Annotated in this window: 16 protein-coding genes and 1 pseudogene; 2 read left to right on the top strand and 15 right to left on the bottom strand. The window is 32.3% G+C overall.

What is annotated here, in order from left to right; translation table 11 throughout:
* Both LGK97_RS18695 and LGK97_RS18700 read right to left on the bottom strand, forming a co-directional pair.
* The coding region (locus tag LGK97_RS18695; protein ID WP_226259861.1) for a helix-turn-helix domain-containing protein at positions 1 to 243 on the bottom strand (243 nt) is incomplete at its 3' end.
* A gap of 9 nt (positions 244 to 252) precedes the next feature.
* Positions 253 to 348: pseudogene (locus tag LGK97_RS18700) on the bottom strand (transposase); the annotation flags it as partial.
* A gap of 244 nt (positions 349 to 592) precedes the next feature.
* On the opposite strand from LGK97_RS18700, the gene LGK97_RS18705 reads away from it, so the two are divergent.
* A complete protein-coding gene (locus LGK97_RS18705) occupies positions 593 to 1,516 on the top strand; it encodes a DUF2935 domain-containing protein (protein WP_226261669.1) in 924 nt (307 codons plus the stop codon).
* 188 nt (positions 1,517 to 1,704) lie between these two features.
* On the opposite strand, the gene LGK97_RS18710 is transcribed toward LGK97_RS18705, so the two are convergent.
* The 10 genes from LGK97_RS18710 to LGK97_RS18755 all read right to left on the bottom strand — a co-directional run bounded on the left by LGK97_RS18710 (position 1,705) and on the right by LGK97_RS18755 (position 14,377).
* Positions 1,705 to 2,820, bottom strand: a complete 1,116-nt coding sequence (locus LGK97_RS18710; RefSeq protein ID WP_226261672.1) for a 4-hydroxybutyrate dehydrogenase — start codon at positions 2,818 to 2,820, stop codon at positions 1,705 to 1,707.
* A gap of 22 nt (positions 2,821 to 2,842) precedes the next feature.
* Entirely contained in the window at positions 2,843 to 4,207 is a 1,365-nt protein-coding gene (locus LGK97_RS18715; protein WP_226261674.1) for an aldehyde dehydrogenase family protein, read from the bottom strand.
* 35 nt (positions 4,208 to 4,242) lie between these two features.
* Positions 4,243 to 5,796 carry an acetyl-CoA hydrolase/transferase family protein gene (locus LGK97_RS18720; RefSeq protein ID WP_226261676.1) on the bottom strand — a complete coding sequence of 518 codons (1,554 nt, stop codon included), beginning with the start codon at positions 5,794 to 5,796 and terminating at the stop codon, positions 4,243 to 4,245.
* Between the two features lie 16 nt (positions 5,797 to 5,812).
* The gene (locus tag LGK97_RS18725; protein ID WP_226261677.1) at positions 5,813 to 7,114 is read right to left on the bottom strand and encodes an acetyl-CoA hydrolase/transferase family protein; all 1,302 of its coding nucleotides are present in this window, start codon (positions 7,112 to 7,114) and stop codon (positions 5,813 to 5,815) included.
* A 108-nt stretch (positions 7,115 to 7,222) separates the two neighbouring features.
* On the bottom strand, positions 7,223 to 7,501 hold the full coding sequence (locus LGK97_RS18730; RefSeq protein ID WP_226261679.1) for a NifU family protein: 279 nt from the start codon (positions 7,499 to 7,501) through the stop codon (positions 7,223 to 7,225).
* A 106-nt stretch (positions 7,502 to 7,607) separates the two neighbouring features.
* On the bottom strand, positions 7,608 to 9,059 hold the full coding sequence (locus LGK97_RS18735; protein ID WP_226261682.1) for a 4-hydroxyphenylacetate 3-hydroxylase family protein: 1,452 nt from the start codon (positions 9,057 to 9,059) through the stop codon (positions 7,608 to 7,610).
* Positions 9,060 to 9,316: 257 nt separating this feature from the next.
* Positions 9,317 to 10,582: a hypothetical protein gene (locus tag LGK97_RS18740; RefSeq protein WP_226261684.1), complete on the bottom strand. Its 1,266-nt coding sequence runs from the start codon at positions 10,580 to 10,582 to the stop codon at positions 9,317 to 9,319.
* 392 nt (positions 10,583 to 10,974) lie between these two features.
* Complete coding sequence (locus LGK97_RS18745) at positions 10,975 to 12,378, bottom strand: sigma-54 interaction domain-containing protein (protein ID WP_226261686.1); 1,404 nt, start codon at positions 12,376 to 12,378, stop codon at positions 10,975 to 10,977.
* 340 nt (positions 12,379 to 12,718) lie between these two features.
* Entirely contained in the window at positions 12,719 to 13,108 is a 390-nt protein-coding gene (locus LGK97_RS18750; RefSeq protein ID WP_226261687.1) for a hypothetical protein, read from the bottom strand.
* Between the two features lie 51 nt (positions 13,109 to 13,159).
* Positions 13,160 to 14,377 (bottom strand): NAD(P)/FAD-dependent oxidoreductase, encoded by a 1,218-nt coding sequence (locus tag LGK97_RS18755; protein WP_226261689.1) that lies wholly within the window; start codon positions 14,375 to 14,377, stop codon positions 13,160 to 13,162.
* Between the two features lie 292 nt (positions 14,378 to 14,669).
* Between LGK97_RS18755 and LGK97_RS18760 the strand changes: the two genes are divergently transcribed.
* Positions 14,670 to 15,533 (top strand): glucosaminidase domain-containing protein, encoded by an 864-nt coding sequence (locus LGK97_RS18760; protein WP_226261697.1) that lies wholly within the window; start codon positions 14,670 to 14,672, stop codon positions 15,531 to 15,533.
* Positions 15,534 to 15,741: 208 nt separating this feature from the next.
* Here the strand turns inward: LGK97_RS18760 and LGK97_RS18765 are convergent, their stop codons facing one another.
* The 3 genes from LGK97_RS18765 to LGK97_RS18775 form a co-directional block, all read right to left on the bottom strand.
* A complete protein-coding gene (locus LGK97_RS18765) occupies positions 15,742 to 16,476 on the bottom strand; it encodes a hypothetical protein (RefSeq protein ID WP_226261699.1) in 735 nt (244 codons plus the stop codon).
* A 122-nt stretch (positions 16,477 to 16,598) separates the two neighbouring features.
* A complete protein-coding gene (locus LGK97_RS18770) occupies positions 16,599 to 17,387 on the bottom strand; it encodes a hypothetical protein (protein ID WP_226261701.1) in 789 nt (262 codons plus the stop codon).
* A 148-nt stretch (positions 17,388 to 17,535) separates the two neighbouring features.
* Positions 17,536 to 17,898: a hypothetical protein gene (locus tag LGK97_RS18775; RefSeq protein ID WP_226261703.1), complete on the bottom strand. Its 363-nt coding sequence runs from the start codon at positions 17,896 to 17,898 to the stop codon at positions 17,536 to 17,538.
* Between the last annotated feature and the right edge of the window lie 254 nt (positions 17,899 to 18,152).

Genomic DNA, 18,152 nt, shown 5'->3' on the forward strand with positions numbered 1-18,152 from the left:
ATTCATTTGAGCATTAGCAAGTGCTAAACTATCCACTTCTTTCAACCACTCAAACTCAGTCTTATATTGTGCAGGCGTAGGATATTTCATTGTTTTAATATCTAATTCTTTGTTTTCCTCATATGATTTAATCCTTTCAGCTAACATTCGATTATATACAAACCTAGTGCATCCAAAAGTTTTAGCTAAATATATTCTTTGTTCTTGGTTTGGATATAGTCTGAATTTATATGCCTTTAGCATTTTCTCACCTCATTCCATTCCTTGATTTTCGATATACTTTTTAACTATATCTATAGGAGCACCACCTGTTGTTATAAGGCAATAACTTCTACTCCAAAAATACTGATTACATAATACATCACTAATAATAACTTGTCAAAGAGTTATTATTTTAGGTATCTAACCTAAAATAATAAGGGCTATCCATCTCCCACCTAAGAAGATGGGAGAATTTCGCCCATTCTGTTAAATTGGAAAATACGAATAAATACAAATTTAAAACCATAAATATAGATATTCTTTTTATACTCACAAAACACATCAATGTTGAATACAATACTGATGTAAATACTAAATTTAGGGGTACAACATGATATCAAAACAAAAATTTATTAATCAGTCTTTAGAATTAAATCTGTTCTTTCTTAGAATAATGAAAGAGCACTCTATATTCCTAGAAGCAGCATTCGTATCAAAGGATAAAAATCTAATAAGCCAAGCAAGTTCCTTTAAGAATGAATTTACAATGCTACTATCCCGGGCGATTTACTTATCAGAAGGGGTTATTCCTTCTAGGGTACTGGAATCAAATGAAATCGTCACTAAATATACCTTGGATGCAGAAAGAGCAACTCAGGCCGCTAGTGGAATTTTCATTGACTCAAGTATTACCGCCAGAGAGCATTCATTATCACCTGTCAATAATAACAAAAATATATCTATGCTAACAGAACATGTTTATTCATTAAATCATCATTCTATAGCAGCAACTCAAATGATTGCCAAATTCAAGAAAAAACTTTTACAAGATGTATTATCCTGCAAAACATTTACAAATACCTATCCATTATTGATAGATCATATACTTAGAGAAGCATTGTTTTTTGCTGAGTTGTTAACAAGATTGCAAAATGGCATTGAACTTGATATGAAGACAGACATACTTGAACAAGAAACCTTCTGGAACAGGATAATGTCAGAGCATTCCTTCTTTATTAGAGGATTATTAGACCCTACCGAAGTAGAATTATTTGATATAGCAAATAATTTTGGAAAAGAATTTGAGGTGCTAAGAAAAGAGGCATCTAATATGAATAAATCTTCACTAGATTTGTCTAGTCAAACTAATAATACCTTAAAGCAAACCATTAAGGTTAGAGACTTTAATGCACAGGCTACTGAAGGACTTTTGGAATGCAAGATTAAGGCGATTATTGTTCCATTATTGGGAGACCATGTCCTTAGGGAAGCAAATCATTATATAAATCTTCTAACATCATTCAGCGACATGTAAATTATATTATAGATAGAAAAACTAAAAGGGCTATATGATGCACACAGTGTGATCATATAGTCCTTTTTTAATAAATTTCAATAAAATACTTGGTTTATCACTAAACATAGATGCTAATGCTTACTTTAAGTTTTATCTAATTAATCTTCTTTTTTTACCAAAGTAATAGTTACTTGGTATTTTAAAATCTAATATAAGTTTTTATATATAGCTATAATCTCTTCTCTTGAAAGGGGAACGTAATTGTTTGCAAGCAGCCTTTGTTGTCCTGCTATTACATTGTCTGCGAATATTTCGATTTCTTCTGATTTCATTCCGTACTCCCTAAGTGGCTTTCTAGCTAATAATTTGTCCAGAATACTTGATAAGCACTCATACACATTTTCCATATCACAGCCTAGTATCTCTGCTAATACTCTATTAATTTCTTTAATCTTACCTTCTGGATTTTTCTTATAGTAAGTCTTAAATACTTCGATAAACATTTGATAATTTGCTTCTCCATGAGGTACATGATATTTCCCTCCTAATGGATAGGAAAGTGCATGTACTGCCCCAACGCCTGTATTTGCAAAGGCAACCCCTGTATAGTTACTTCCCACTACGAAGTCTTCAATAATTTCTGTTCTATACTCTTCACCTTTTTCTAATATTTGCATATATCCTTTTAGTATTAGTTCTATTCCTTTCACACTAAATAATTCAGTAAAAGTATTAGATTTTGGTGAAACATAGGATTCAATTCCATGAATTAATGCATCAATAGAACTTGTTACGAAGAATTTATAAGGAAGCCCTTTTACAAGTTCAGGAATAAGAACTGCATAGTCTGCATATAACTCATCCACAGCAAGTCCCATTTTTGTTTGTTTTTCTTTTATTTCTGCTATAGATATATTGGTAACTTCAGAACCAGTTCCACAGGTTGTAGGCACAATAATAAGCTCTTTATCCTTTATAAAAGGAATTCTCTTTTCAAATAAATCAAGAGTATTTTTTGCATCCTTTATAACAAGTAATTTTGCTATATCAATAACAGTTCCTCCACCAATGGCAATAATTCTCTTATAGCTTTTGCCCTCCATGTCCTTCATAATGGCATTTATCATTTCATCAGATGGTTCGCCCATTCCATATTTTTCTTGGAAACTAACTTCTGCCTTTAAGTTAAGTGCTCCCATAGCTGGAGCATATATGAATTCATTTGTTAAAATGAAATCCCCTTCTCCTATGTTAAAGAATTCTACAAAATCTTTGCAATTGTCAAACTTATGAATTTGAGACTTTACTTGTAGTAGTTTCATACTTTTCACCCTCCCATTTATTTTATCCCCAAATTTCTTCTGGAGTTGGAACCTTTGCATCTTTGTTATAATATCCTATTCTAGATATATTAATTAAATGATGATAATCAAAGTTTTCAGATATACTGTTGTTTCCCCATGATCCGCATCCAAGGGTTGTAGATGGTGCAAAACCATTGAAAAAGCTTCCACCAGCTCCTGTTGAGCATGGTTGGTTTAGAACAAGTCTACTTACTGGAAGGATTTTTCCTGCATATTCAATGTGTTCCCTATTGTTAGAATGAAGCGCTGCTGAATGCCCTGCTCCTTCGTATAAAAGGTTTGTCTTTGCAATATGAACTGCCTCTTCAAAGGTTTCATATTTGAATGTAGCCATGAATGGGCACATTTTCTCTTTACAAAGGACATCCTCTACCCCAATTCCCTTAGCTTTTAAAAGTACAACCTTTGTTTCTTCAGGAACCTTAACTCCTGCAAGAGAAGCTATAAATTGTACAGATTGACCCACAACTTTACCATTGATGGTTCCATTTATAAACAATACATTTCTAAACTTTTCTATTTCTGCCTCATCATCAATATAGTATGCTCCATTGTCAACAAAGGCCTTTATCACTTCATCATATTTTTCAGCTGGTGCAATTACTGTTTGTTCTCCTGAGCAAATAATTCCATTGTCAAATTTTCTTCCTGCAATTATGTTTTTTGCAGCTTCAATATAATCAATATCTCTATCTACCATAACTTGAACATTTCCTGCTCCAACACCATAAGCTGGTTTTCCACTTGAATATGCAGATTTAACCATAGGCATACCCCCTGTAGCAACAACTGCATCCACTGCGCTCATAAGCAATTGTGTTAATTCAACTGACGGTTCTTCTATAATTTGAATTAGATTGTCTGGTCCACCTAATTTCTTTATTTCTCCATTCATTAATTCTACAGCATGTGCAGAACATTTTTTTGATCTTGGATGTGGCGCAACTATAATGGCATTTCTTCCTTTTATAGCAAACATTGAATTACACATTGGTGTAACAATAGGATTTGTTGTAGGGGTAATAGCACCAATTACTCCCTTCGGTTTCGCAACAAAAATCAATCCTTTTTCTTTATCTTCGTTAATTATGTCTACGGATTTTTTGTCTTTAAGGTTATTCCATATTACTTTTGATTTTCCCATATTTTTCGCTACTTTATCTTCATAAACACCCATTCTTGTTTCATCTATTGCTTCTCTAGCAAGGATTTCTGCATTGTCATAAATAACTTTTCCGATTGCTCTAACAAGTGCATCTGCCTGCTCTTGTGTATAATTAGCTACCTCTTTCTGCGCTAATCTTGCTTTTGTCATAAGTTCTTGTATATATTGATTGTTTTCCATTTATAAATTCCTCCTAAAATATATTACTTTATTTATTAACTTATATTTCTATAAGAATCATCTAATTTAGTATTAAGTTTAATTGGTTCTTTCACCTTCATAGACCCTGTAGCTAAAAATCTACTATGCCATCCCAAGGATTTTTCAAGCATGTGTGGTGTATGTTTTGCTCCGGAGCGTTGTGCATCTTCAAAATATCTCATAAGTTCTGATTTATACTCTGGGTGTGCGCAATTGTTAATAATTTCTAGTGCTCTTTCCCTCGGGCATAATCCTCTTAAATCTGCTACCCCTTGTTCTGTTACAATAACCATAACATCGTGCTCTGTGTGATCTACATGGGATACCATTGGAACAATTGAAGAAATATCTCCATTCTTTGCAATGGACTCTGTTGTGAATATTGTTAGATATGCATTTCTTGCAAAATCTCCAGACCCACCAATACCATTCATCATTTTACTTCCCATTATGTGTGTTGAGTTTACATTTCCATAAATGTCTACTTCTATAGCGGTATTCATAGCAATAACACCTATTCTTCTTGAAATCTCAGGATTATTGCTTATTTCTTGAGGTCTTAATACAATTTTGTCTTTGAAGAAGTCTATTTCTTCTTTAAATTTCACCATTCTCTCTGGTGAAAGACTTATGGCTGTAGAAGATGCCATTACTGCTTTTCCACATTTTAATAAATCTAACATAGAATCTTGAATAACCTCTGTATAGCAAGTTAAATTTTTGAATTTAGACTCACAAAGTCCTCCAAGTACTGCATTGGCAACACTACCTACACCAGATTGTAGAGGCAATAAGTCCTCTGGTAGTCTACCTTTTTCCACTTCTTTTTCTAAGAATTCAATTAAATTTTTAGAAATTTTTCTTGAAGCCTCATTAATAGGTGCAAGTGGTCTTGTTTTATCTAATAGATTTGTCATAACAATTGCTGCTATTTTTTCTACTCCACAAGGTATACATGTTGTGCCAATTCTATCTCCTGGGTGCATAAGTGGAATTGGTTTTCTAAAAGGTGGTTTTTCTGTCATATATATATCTGCCATTCCTTCTAATTGAATGGGTTGACTTTCATTCACTTCCACAATTACAAAATCCGCATTTTTTATATAACAGGCTGCATTTCCAATGGCTGTAGAAGGTATAATACATCCTTCTTCTGTAATTGCAACAGCTTCGATAATGGCTACATTTACTTTGTCAATAGCTCCACAATCTACGTACTGGGTACTATGGCTTAAGTGCATATCTATATAATTTATATCTCCATTATTAATGCTATCTCTTACTTCATTATTGGTTTGGTATGGTAATCTCTTAGAAATAATTCCTGCCTCTGCCCAAGCTCCATCAATTTCTGCACCAACAGAAGCACCAGTATATAGGGTTAATTTCATTTTTTCACCAGTAGCTTTTACTCTATTTGCTAAAGCTAGAGGAACAGCTTTTGGGTAACCTGATGGTGTAAATCCACTTACCCCTACTACCATCTCATGCTTAATTAGCTTTGCAGCTTCTTCCGCACTCATTATTTTACCTTTCAAACTTTCATTTCTTATTCTTTCACTATTCATACTTCCACCCCCCATTTTAAAATTGCCTTTTGAATCTCTTTTCCCACTCTTTTATAAGTTCTGCTCTAAAATCTGGATGAGCAATCTCAATTAAAGCCTTACCTCTTTCACTTAAAGTTTTCCCCTTAAGATTAGCTATTCCATACTCTGTAACAACATAATGTATATCATTTCTTGAGGTGGTTACTGCTGCCCCCTCATCTAACAAAGGTATAATTCTAGATACTGTTCCTTTGCTTGCAGTAGAAGGCATAGCGATAATAGATTTACCATCCTTAGCCATGGCCGCTCCTCGCACAAAGTCAACCTGTCCACCTACTCCACTGAATTGCTTAAGTCCTATACTGTCAGCTGCTACTTGACCCATAAGGTCTACTTGTATACAGGAATTTATACACACCATTTTGCTATTTTGCATAATCACCGCAGGATTATTTACATAATCTACAGGATGCATGGAAATCATAGGATTATTATCTGCAAAATCAAAAAGTCTCTTTGACCCCATTAAAAAGGTAACTACAATTTTACCTGGATGTAAGGTTTTAAGTCTATTTGTTATAACTCCAAGCTCTACAAGCTCTACCACACCATCTGATATCATTTCAGAATGAATTCCTAAATCTTTTTTATGTTTTAAAAATAAAAGTACAGCGTCTGGAATAGCTCCAATTCCTAATTGTAAGGTAGATCCATCCTCGATTAGTTTGGCACAATTTTCTCCAATCTTTTTTTCTACCTCGCCTATTTTAGCTGGTTTTAACTCTATAATAGGATTTGAAGTTTCAACAATATAATCTATATCTGAAATATGGATAAAAGAGTCTCCCATTGTTCTTGGCATCTGGGTATTTACTTCTGCAATCACTAGCTTTGCACATTCTGTAGCGGGCTTTGTATAGTCATTAGATAATCCAAAGCTACAATATCCATGCGCATCAGGAGTGCTAACTTGGATCATAGCCACATCTACAGGTATTATTCCCTCCCTAAAAAGCTCTGGAACCTTTGAAAAGAAACAAGGTGTATACTCTGCTCTTCCTTCATCTATAGCAGGTCTTGTGCTTCCACCTACAAAAAGGGCATTGTGAAGAAAATGAGGTTCCATTCCAGGCTTTACATATTCGCTTTTTCCTAGAGATAGCATGTGTACAATTTGTACATTTTTATAATCTTCCTTATTTTCGATCATTGCATTCATGACATCCACTGGCTCTGAACACGCATGACCTGTTACAATTGTATCTCCAGATTTAATTTTAGTTGCAGCTACTTTTGGAGAAACTACTTTACTTTTATACTCCTCTTGCCAATTCATATTTATCACCTCATTTATGATTTTAGTGTTAGTCAGGTTCTAATTATATTTATTGTGTATTTTTTAACAATATTGTCCGAGAAAAATTTCATGTAAATAGCATCTTATTTACTCATGTTTTCTAATGATTGCTTTATATGCGTCCCATAATTCAGAGCTTATATCATATACTTGTATTACTTTCTTAATTTCTGGGATCTCTTCTTTTAACGCTTTTTCCACTACATCCTCAATAGTAAATTTAGCAGAAGGGCAGCCTTTGCATGCTCCTAAAAACTTAATTTCTACTATTCCATCTTCTACCTTTATAACTTCAATATCTCCATCATGCAGTGCTAATTGTGGTTTTACTTTTAGTTCAATTATTTTATTAATTTTTTCAATCATATTTACCTCATCTATATCAGGGGGGGCTCCCCCCCTTTTGTTTATATATCTATTCTATAGATACACAATTGACACCCTATTGTCCATTACCATGGATTTACTTGTTTTATTCTTTTACCTTTGCTATAGCTTTTGCTAATTTTTTCTTATGCTCTAAATTTCCCTGTCTTCCAATCATTATTCTTTGTGCCTGAGGTGATCCAGCTCCGTGCATAGACTCTGTTCTATATCCTACTGCCGCTGTTCCAAGAGTTAAGTTTTCTATTAACCTTAAGATTTTCATTCGGTTTTCAGTGGAAACTGCTGCAACACCTTTTAAATACTTATCTATATATGGTCCTGTTTTCTCATTTCTAAAATCTTGTTCAGAAGGCATTGTTACCATTAATCCTCCAGCTATATCTTCTGCCAATCTAGTAATTTCGTAAGGGAATCTAGTGACATTCTGTTTACAAACATTTGCAAGTAACATATCTATTTCATAGTTTCCAGATTCTGTTACATGTCCTTCTGCAGAACAAGCTATTCCACAGCTGTATAAAGTTTCATTTAAGTGAATCATTTCAATAAGTTTATCTTTTATATGGCTTGCTTTTGGAACCCCATTAAAATCTGCCGCTACAGCAGCTGCACCAATAAGTACATCACCAACACCAACTTTACATCCACCATAGCTTTGTCTGTGATATCCAGCAAATCTTTCTACTAGCATTCCTGCAAATTCAGTTTCTCCATTTAAGAATATTCTTTCATTTGGTATAAATACATTATCAAATACGGTTAATGTTTCTTGTCCACCAAATTCGCTATTTCCTCTATCTATCATTCCCTCTTCTAATTTCCTTGTATCACAAGATTGACGTCCATATATATGGAATACTCCTTCAGCATCTGTTTGAATTGCAAAGGCTACTGACCAATCTCTATCTTCTTTTGCCATTGCAATTGTTGGCATTACAATGATTTCATGAGAATTTGTCATACCTGTTTGGTGTACTTTTGCGCCTCTTACTACAATACCATCCTCTCTTCTTTCTACAACTCTTAAATACATATCTGGATCCGCTTGCTGGCTAGGGGAAAGTCCTCTATCCCCTTTAGGATCTGTCATTGCACCATCTACTGTTAAATCCTTATCTTGAACATAAGTCAAAAACTTTTTAAAATTATCATGATAGCTTGTTCCACATGCTTTATCTATTTCATAAGTAGTGCTAAATACAGAATTGAAAGCATCCATACCAACACATCTTTGAAAACAAGATGCAGTTTTTTGTCCAAGTAAACGTTGCATTTTAACTTTCTTAATTAAATCTCCAGTACCTTGATGAAGATGAGTAAAACGATTTACTTTTTCCCCAGTTAAATTTGAAGTAGCAGTCATTAAATCTTCATACTCTGGATTTTGTGCTAATTCATAAGTCATGGCTACAGAATTTAATGATGGTCGAATAATTGGATGATCTACAACGTTTTCTACCAATTCTCCAAACATATAAACTTTTAGGTTTAACTTTCTAAGGCTTTCTATATATTGTTCTTTTGTCATTAATCCCATTAAAAACAGCTCCCTTTTAATTATATTAATTTAATAAAATTAAATTTTATTCTCATTACTTAACATAGCAAGAGCTATGCCAACTTCTAAAACCGCTTACTTGCGTAAAGTTAAAAAATTTAAACTAAATTTTGATGCAAAACTGCACCGCTTTATATATTAATTTATATTGTTATTGTTAAATCATTGACAATTAACCTTACGCTCATATAAAAATAATTATTGTATTTAATATTCTTGTGAAGTTCCTATTATGTTTATGAAACCATATGAAGTATGATTACGAATATTACAGTAAATAACAAGCCAAAGGGATAGGTTGCTCCATAACCTGCAGCAACTTCGTCAGTCTTCGTAGCATCTATGGCAGCTCCAAGACCCGGGGTACTTGTCATCCCACCACATATAGCCCCTGCAATGATAATCCAGTTCATTTTAAATATATATCTTGCTACTACAAATCCAGCACTTAATGCTACTAGACCTGTTACAAAAGATATTATTGCAATAATAGCACCACTTCCACCAAGTGCAGCTACAGTTTCATATCCATATTGCAAACCTACTATAGCAAGGAACAGAGAAAGTGATATATCTCTTATTGCAGAAAGCACTTTAGTGTTCATTCTAAAATTTAGCGGTCCCACCTTACCTATATGACCAAACCATAATGCCATTATAAGTACTCCTCCAGTCGATCCTAAACTAAACCATTTAACTACTGGCAAGTAAATATTTATTGAACCAACTAAATATCCAACTAAGCACACCATAAGAAATGAAACTACATCCATACCCACTTCTTTAAGGTTTTTATCTTCAGCTTCATTGCTATTAAAAGATGCCATTTCTGATCTAAATCTTTCTTTTTCTTTTTCTATATCCATTTTAAATATAAGTGGAAAAAAATTCATAGCAATAATTACTACTAAAACACCTGGTGCATACCCAATAGCGTGCCCAAGTCCAACTTGTGCTTGTGCTTCTTTACCATACTTAGCAGTAGCTTCTAATGCTGCTGCAAGACCTGGTGAACTTGTTAAAGCTCCAGTATAAAGTCCAGCTACAGCAAAATTGTTTTGTCCACTAAATATAAGTGTAGCTAAATAGGTAACTAATGCACCTGCACCAGTAATAACCCCACCAAGCAGAATAAATTTAGCTCCATATTTCTTAATAACCTTGCCTATATCTTTTCCTGCAAGCAATCCAACTGCTGCTATAAAAAGAATAAGTGTAAATGTAAAAAGTGTATTACTTACAACTCCATCTTTTAGATAATTAACTGCATATTTAGGTGCTCCTTCAATTAAACCTTTTTTAGCATTACTAGGGTCTATCATAAACTTAACACAGTATTTAGAATAAAGTAACCACCCCAAAAATATCCCTGTAAATAGGCCCCCTGATTGTCCTAAACTAAACTTTCCAATTTTAATATTACCTATTATAAGTCCTGTAACCGTAGCTAAAAACATGGGAACGTATGGATTGGTTAAAAAAGCGATGAAGTCAAATTTCATTTTTTATACCCCCTTAATTAAATTGAATGAATTTTTTCCATTTATCAAGTCTATAATCCCCGATGTTAAATATTTAACGTTAAATATTTAACATTAAATAGTCAAGTCATGCATACAGCTTCCCTACCTTTGACTTGTTGCAGCATTACCTGTTTATAAGTTGTTGATTATGTATAATATACCACAATATTATACATAGCAATACCTGTGCCAACTTTTCAAACCCCTGTATTTAAGTAGAATATATTATTTTCTAAAAAGGACTGTTGCAAAATCGCAACAGTCTTTTTCTTTTTATTTGAGTTTACATTGTTAAACCCTTGACAATGTATGAAATAACCTTTTAAAAAAATGATGCAAGAATGCATCAAGTTGCATTCTTGCATCATTTTTCAAGAAAGGCTTTTGTATTTCTGTCGTTTTCTCACAAATGTAGAAGAGTCAATTCCAAGAGACTTAGCTGCCGCCCTTACATTTCCATACTTTAAAAAGGCCTCATTTATCATTTTTTCTTCTATATTTCCTAAAGCTTCTTTTAAAGTTTTACTTTCACAATTATCATTGAGATAACTATTCTCGGGACTTTGCGATATTTCTTTTGGTAAATCTACTGTGGTTATTCTATTATTTTCACTCATTACCATAACTCGCTCTACAATGTTTTTTAATTGCCTTACATTCCCAGGCCAGTTATATTCATATAACCTATTAAGTGCTGTTGTACTAAAACTTTTATTGGTATTAAATTTATTATTTAACTCCCCCAAAAAATAAGTAATTAGGGGTAGTATATCTTGTTTTCTATCTCTTAAGGGTGGAATCGTTAAAGGTACTACATTTAACCTATAGTATAAATCTTCTCTATACTGCTTATTTCTTACCATTTCTTCCAAGTCTCTATTTGTGGCTGCAATAATTCGCACATCTATTTTTATTGGTTTTACTCCTCCTACTCTTTCGATTTCTCTTTCCTCAAGCACTCTAAGGAGCTTTACCTGCATATCTAAAGGTAACTCCCCCACTTCATCTAAAAAAATCGTTCCTCCTGAGGCTAATTCAAAAAGACCTATTTTCCCTTCTTTATTTGCACCAGTAAAGGCACCTTTTTCATACCCAAATAATTCTGACTCCATTAAATTTTGAGGAATGGACCCACAATTAACTTTTATAAATTGACCTTTTTTACGAAAACTGTTTTTATAAATATATTTTGCAATTTCTTCTTTTCCAACTCCAGTTTCGCCCAAAATAAGTACAGTAGTATCCACCGCTGCAACTCGTTTTGTAATTTGTATTACCTTAAGCATATTCTCATCTGCTGCAATTATATCGGATAAATATAAAAATTGAGCTCGTAGTTCTTCAATCTCCGTATAGTATTTTTCATTAAGTTTTTTATTCTTGTCTAATTCCTCTTTTAATTCATAAAGCTGGGTAACATCTCTAACATTCGTTACCACCATTACAATCTTTCCTTCTTCATTAAATATAGGACTTCCCGATGACATTACTTTCTTTCCACTGGGAAATTCCTGCACAATAGTTTCAGTTTTCTTGCTCTTAAGCACAAATAAAGTAGCAGATTGAGAAATTATTTTCTTCTCAACAAATTCTTTCATGTTTTTTCCTAGCATATCTTCTCGTTTAAATCCTGTGATCTTTTCATAAGCTTTATTAATCTTTAAAACATTGGCTTCTCCATCTGTAATAAAAATACCATCAAAGGAATTTTCAATAGCAGAATTTAATTCTTCCTCTTTAAGTTTTGTTATCTTATCATGGTTTAATTTTTTCAACCTAAATTTCCTCCAATTTCCCACAATTTCATCTATGTATTATTTGAATATTACCTATATAATACCATAGAGGTACAAATTAAATCATCACCTGCGGTGCTGCAATGTCGTTAAACTGAAGTTCCCTGAGCTATACGCACCTGTCTAGTATTCAATAACAATCTTTAAATTCCTTCTTTTCTATACTTTTCATAGTAAACTATAACAAATGAAAATAAAAGCATATGCTAGACGAACTAAAATAGCTAATAAAACATACTTAGTTTTACTAGCTACTTTAATGATATATTCATTGCCTACCTTGGCATTCTTTTATCTTTTCATGACTCTATTCTAGCTATCATTTATAAAATATTGCCGAAATTAAAAAATCAGATCCATATTTTTCATTTGAAATTAATCCATTTTCTGACCATTTTCCAAATCCTGCTTCTACAGCTAAAGGTCGCAGATCTCCATAAATAGAAAATACACCTTTGACCCATATTTTTTTATATCCATGTAGTTTTATAAGCTTTTTTATTTCCTTTAAGTTTTTATTTGCAACTTTATTAACATTAAAAGTAGCAGAAACAACCTTGAAAAAGTCTTTATAAAACAGTGTACTCTTGCAATAATGTGCAAATAATATGCAATTAACATCCCCACTAATTTTGATATTACCCTTTAATATAACATCGTATTTATTACTAATTTCATATACATTATTAATTAAATCACTATTAATCATTGTAAATCTCCTACTTTAATATTTGTGGTGAATATAAATGGCTTTAGCATTTTAATTATCGAATCTATCCACTTTAAATAACCTTAAATCTTCATTGTGTATGCCTAAATATAAATCACTTAACATCATCCCACCTAGTATTGCAAATAGTATACCGTTAGCTCCATAACCTAAACAATACCATAACTTATTATTATCTGGATCTGGTCCTAAGAAACCTAAATTATCTTTAGTTGATGCAAAGGCACCACAATATTTATATTCCACTTCTATATCTTTCATATCTTTAAACATAAATTTTAACCGTTGCTCTAATATAGAGTATTTTTCCTCTGCAGCTTTTTCATTAAATATATCAGACACAAAAGTTATATCTTCCCCACCTATTATTATTCTGTTATCCTCAGTAGTTCTCAAATAATTATATGGATCAGTATTATCCCTAATAAGTACTCTATTGTGCCACCCTGAAAAGTTACAAATAGGTTTTGTAGCTATATTAAATGTAGTGGTTTTAGTTCCAAAATTTCTTTTACTAAATAACTCTGTATTATATCCAGTAGCTACTATAACTATTTTTCCCTTTACTTTATATCCATAAGAAGTTTCTACTAGCACTCCACTATTTTCATAATTTACTTTTACTACCTCTGTATTCTCGTAAACTCTAATTCCTTTGCTTAAACAAACCTCTAGTAGCTGGTGGGTGTATTTGTATGGATCAAACTGGGCCCCACCGTTATTAGAATAAACACCTGCTTTTACATCAAAACTAAAAGGATTATTATTTTCATCTATGAAGTCTACATCAAATCCATTTTCTTTTCTGAGTCTATATTCCTCATGTATTTCCTCTATTTCTAATTTTTTAGAAGTATATAATAATGTGTCTTTCTTTCTATAATCACAGTTATTCCCATTCTCATTTATAAAACTATCTATCTCACTTAAAGCTTTAAGACCAAGTTCATAAGATCTTATAACATCTTTCATGGTGGTAGCTTCCATTAAATTATTGATTTTATCATCAAGTTCATACTGAAGCAAGGAAGTGGTGACACCTGTACTACAATAACCTATTCTGTGTTTTTCTAAAATTACACTGTTAATATTTTGTTTAGAAAAGTAGTATCCTAAAATACTGCCTGTAACTCCTCCACCTACTATTATTACATCTGTTTCTATATCTTCTACTAAATAAGGATACTGCTTCGGTACTTTGTTTGTATTTGTAAACATAGGTTTACCTTGAACGTATTGTAAATCCATTTTATCCCACCTACTTATTATTAATTAATTACGTTACTTAAATCATAATCTTGCAACTATTCATTATCTCTAAAGTGCCAATATTAAGGCCTTCAGAAATAACTTTACATTGTCTTTATGGATTTTAACCTTAGTATTTCTTAATGAGTATGCATATATACCTATTAGTAAATCGAATTTGTTTTAATCTTCATATCTAAAAGCTACAAGAATAAGATAATCCCATCCAAATCCTCAAAACCCCTCCACTCCTCCATATATATAAGTTAAAACCCCAAAGGAGGAATCCCCTATGAACAAAACTCAAATAATAAAAACCCTCACCACCGGTGCATTGCTATCCTACAAAAAATACAACATCCTTCCCTCAGTAACCATAGCCCAAGCCATTTTAGAAACTGGCTGGATGCAACATGTTAAAGGTAATAATATCTTTGGCATCAAGTGGACAACAGGCTGTGGCTATGAATTTCAGGAGCTTAATACTCACGAATGGATAAATGGAGTTAAAACCCCCATGGTGTGCAAATTTAGAAAATATGACTCTTTAGATGATAGCATCCTCGACCATGGAAAGCTTTTAAGTTTAAATAGATACAAAGATGTAATAAACTCTAAAGATTACAAGGATGCCTGCCAGAACCTTTATAGCTGCGGATATTGCACTGATTATGAATACCCGCAAAAGCTTATATCCATAATTGAAGAAAATAAACTTTACCTTTATGATCCTGTGTTTCACGGCAAATCTCCCATAAGTAATAACTTAGAAAATATCAAATACCTCCAGAGCTGCTTAAATCTTATGAAAATAAGAGATGCAAATAATAATGGTTTAGTGGTGGATGGGTCTAGTGGTCCACTAACCATAAGTGCAATTAAAAAATTTCAAAACATAGTAGGTATTACTGCTGATGGCTTGTGTGGTCCTGAAACCTCAAATGCAATAGAAAGCATTATGAAAAAGCCTATTTGCAGTATTAATAGTAGTGGAAATAAGATAGCTATACGGTACCTTCAATATAGATTTAAAGCTACTATTGATGGCATTTATGGAAAGGAAACCTTAACCCTTGTTAAAGAATATCAAAGCAGCAATAGTTTAACTGCTGATGGATCTGTAGGAGAAAAGACTTGGGATAGATTGTTATCCTAAAGTGTAATGTGTGATGTGCCACATTTCAGACAAAAACCACATTGCTTTATACCAATTTAACTAAAAAAAGCTTCCGCCAAGTTATTCTTAGTGGAAGCTTTTTACTATGCTACTTCAACAACATTACTATCAGTATAAACTGTTTTAGCATCTTTCTTGCCAGTTAAATCACCATTAACTGATGCAATTTTCTTCTAAATCCTTGAACCTACATCTGCTCTGCTTCATCAAAAGATATATTTGATAATATAAATTTGGCATTTTCATATTTATACTCTATAGTTACAGTACCTACAAAGCCTGATGGCGATACTTGCGCGTCCACATCAGCATATATCTTATTATTAGTAATTCTCCAATGTATACTATTACCAAAATATACATTATCAAACCAGTAGCCTGCATCTGATATATTCTTTGTTATAAGATATTCATTGCCTTTTAATTTTATCCGGATTAAGACGTTTTTATCATTCTTAGTAATTTGTGAATTAACTTGCTCATTAATAAGTGCTAAATGGTCTGTTATAGGGTACTCATTAAGAGTTATTGGGTCAAGTATATGAATATCTTCCAGGTGAAGATCAGAACCGGTTCCTGTAGTGAGTATTATACTTAGTTCATCACCATTGTCATTGTTTAAGTCACTTAGGTTAAGCTGTGGCGCAAAGGGTATTGCAGTTACATTCTGCCAGTGAAAGCCTCTTGTTTTTCCATTTACATCAAGTAAAAACTCATCATAGATATCATTATTTAATGAACTTAGTGCAAATAACTTTATATTTTTATCTAGTAAAGATGCCACTAGCTTATAACTCGGCTTAGAGGTATTGGCAATACAGATGTTTTTATTGTTCTGTGATACCTGTACAGCTGATGCCACAAAATTATCATGTACAGTTAATAAACTAATTAGACATAATGTAATTATTTTAGTTTTCATTTTTTATCACCTATATCTATTATGCAGTATTTTTAATATAGTATTCACACAATTAATTTCTCCTTTATTTTTTCATATAACTCTATAATTTCTTCACTAGCATTATTTAAGTCTTACACCCTCTACTTAGGATTTATGAAATTAATTAATGAATACAATACTTTGTCTTCTTTTTCTTTTGTTGAGTCACTTAAGTAATATCCAACATCATAAACTAATCCATTTTTCTGCGTAATGATTTTATTAGCCGCATTAGCATTAGAAATTAATTTCTTATCTACATCGTTGTACTGGTAATAATTATAGACAAATGCCTCATTTGTCGTAATTTTTGTATCTACAAAGGTAAGACCATCCTTTTCTAATAATACCACCTTATTTCCAAAAGCATCTTTATCCACCTTCTTTAATACATCAAACATATCATTTATTCTTGAAGCATCCATTTCATATACGGATATCACTACGAATTCATCCTTATAACTTCTCAAAGGTCCTTTATCTTTTAAATACACAAAATGAACTTGGCTCTTTATTTCATTGGTACTATTAACTCTCACTTGCACTATATATGCCTCTTCCTTACCTACTTTAAACGGTAAATTATCAGCTATATTAAAATTTATTGTACTAAAAATATCTTTTAAATAATCCTTTGCAGCATAAATAGGTACTGGTTTATAAAATGATGTTTTTACTTTTGAACTACCATAAGTAGCAAATTCACCTAACTGTTGAGGGGTTAAAAGCTCTCCTCCACTAATACTTTCAAGTTTTTTTGTTTCATTTAATATCTCTGTATTAGTTTGCTCCGTATGTTTTACTACCTTAGTAAAATTATGAATTAGATATATACTACCCATTAAGGTCACAATTGTAATTATTATAAGTATCTTTTTATTAAACTTCATGACAGCCTCCACTTTTTATTTGCATTAATGTAATTATATACTTAATATTCAAATAGTAGCAAGTACGAAGGTTTCTCAACTACACCTCATTTATCTTTTTACAAAAGCGCCGATAAAGCTGAATCCTTTAAATATAACAGTTATCTCATCAGTGTTTATTAGCTATTGTAGCTCTTACCATCAATCCAATTATAAGTCCGATCACCGCAGGGAAAAGAGCAAAAAATAAATCCATCGTAGCAAATGTCCTAAATACTGTAAAGGGAACTATTATGCCTAAAATGCCAACAAATATAGGATAACTCCAAAACAGATAGTCTTTTTTTATACTAAGAATAAAAGAACTGATTAATGAAGTTAAAGGCATTATAATGTAAAAGTTAAGCATAACATAGCCCATTTCATCACCTGGGGAAAGATATATCCCCATAAGACCAATTGCCAAAAATATTAATGCAGAAACAGAATAGCATATTATCGAATTTTTTTTCGATGAATTAATAACTTTCATTTTTTCTCCTCCTCTAAATAAAATATCTACTTATTTAATCTACAATAATCTCGAAATAGCCATTTAATGCCGTATATATCACATGAAGCGATGCAATATTAATCGACAAGTTCATGAAATCATTTCATCATATAATCTTTTTCAAATCGAGTAGGAGCTGAATAATTAATTTATTCAGCGACCTCTCACACCACCAAGCATACCGTTCGGTACTTGGCGGTTCAATAAGATTTACCTAATCATAAATATTTTTC

The organism is Clostridium sp. CS001 (genome assembly GCF_020443565.1).
In the GTDB taxonomy this organism is placed as follows: domain Bacteria; phylum Bacillota; class Clostridia; order Clostridiales; family Clostridiaceae; genus Clostridium_AD.

Excerpts from the sequence above, each read along its gene's own strand:
- LGK97_RS18720 (WP_226261676.1), bottom strand. The coding sequence starts at position 5,796 with ATGAATAGTGAAAGAATAAGAAATGAAAGTTTGAAAGGTAAAATAATG.
- LGK97_RS18730 (WP_226261679.1), bottom strand. The coding sequence starts at position 7,501 with ATGATTGAAAAAATTAATAAAATAATTGAACTAAAAGTAAAACCACAA.
- LGK97_RS18705 (WP_226261669.1), top strand. The coding sequence starts at position 593 with ATGATATCAAAACAAAAATTTATTAATCAGTCTTTAGAATTAAATCTG.
- LGK97_RS18755 (WP_226261689.1), bottom strand. The coding sequence starts at position 14,377 with ATGGATTTACAATACGTTCAAGGTAAACCTATGTTTACAAATACAAAC.
- LGK97_RS18770 (WP_226261701.1), bottom strand. The coding sequence starts at position 17,387 with ATGAAGTTTAATAAAAAGATACTTATAATAATTACAATTGTGACCTTA.
- LGK97_RS18775 (WP_226261703.1), bottom strand. The coding sequence starts at position 17,898 with ATGAAAGTTATTAATTCATCGAAAAAAAATTCGATAATATGCTATTCT.
- LGK97_RS18735 (WP_226261682.1), bottom strand. The coding sequence starts at position 9,059 with ATGGGATTAATGACAAAAGAACAATATATAGAAAGCCTTAGAAAGTTA.
- LGK97_RS18765 (WP_226261699.1), bottom strand. The coding sequence starts at position 16,476 with ATGAAAACTAAAATAATTACATTATGTCTAATTAGTTTATTAACTGTA.
- LGK97_RS18715 (WP_226261674.1), bottom strand. The coding sequence starts at position 4,207 with ATGGAAAACAATCAATATATACAAGAACTTATGACAAAAGCAAGATTA.
- LGK97_RS18750 (WP_226261687.1), bottom strand. The coding sequence starts at position 13,108 with ATGATTAATAGTGATTTAATTAATAATGTATATGAAATTAGTAATAAA.
- LGK97_RS18760 (WP_226261697.1), top strand. The coding sequence starts at position 14,670 with ATGAACAAAACTCAAATAATAAAAACCCTCACCACCGGTGCATTGCTA.
- LGK97_RS18710 (WP_226261672.1), bottom strand. The coding sequence starts at position 2,820 with ATGAAACTACTACAAGTAAAGTCTCAAATTCATAAGTTTGACAATTGC.
- LGK97_RS18740 (WP_226261684.1), bottom strand. The coding sequence starts at position 10,582 with ATGAAATTTGACTTCATCGCTTTTTTAACCAATCCATACGTTCCCATG.
- LGK97_RS18725 (WP_226261677.1), bottom strand. The coding sequence starts at position 7,114 with ATGAATTGGCAAGAGGAGTATAAAAGTAAAGTAGTTTCTCCAAAAGTA.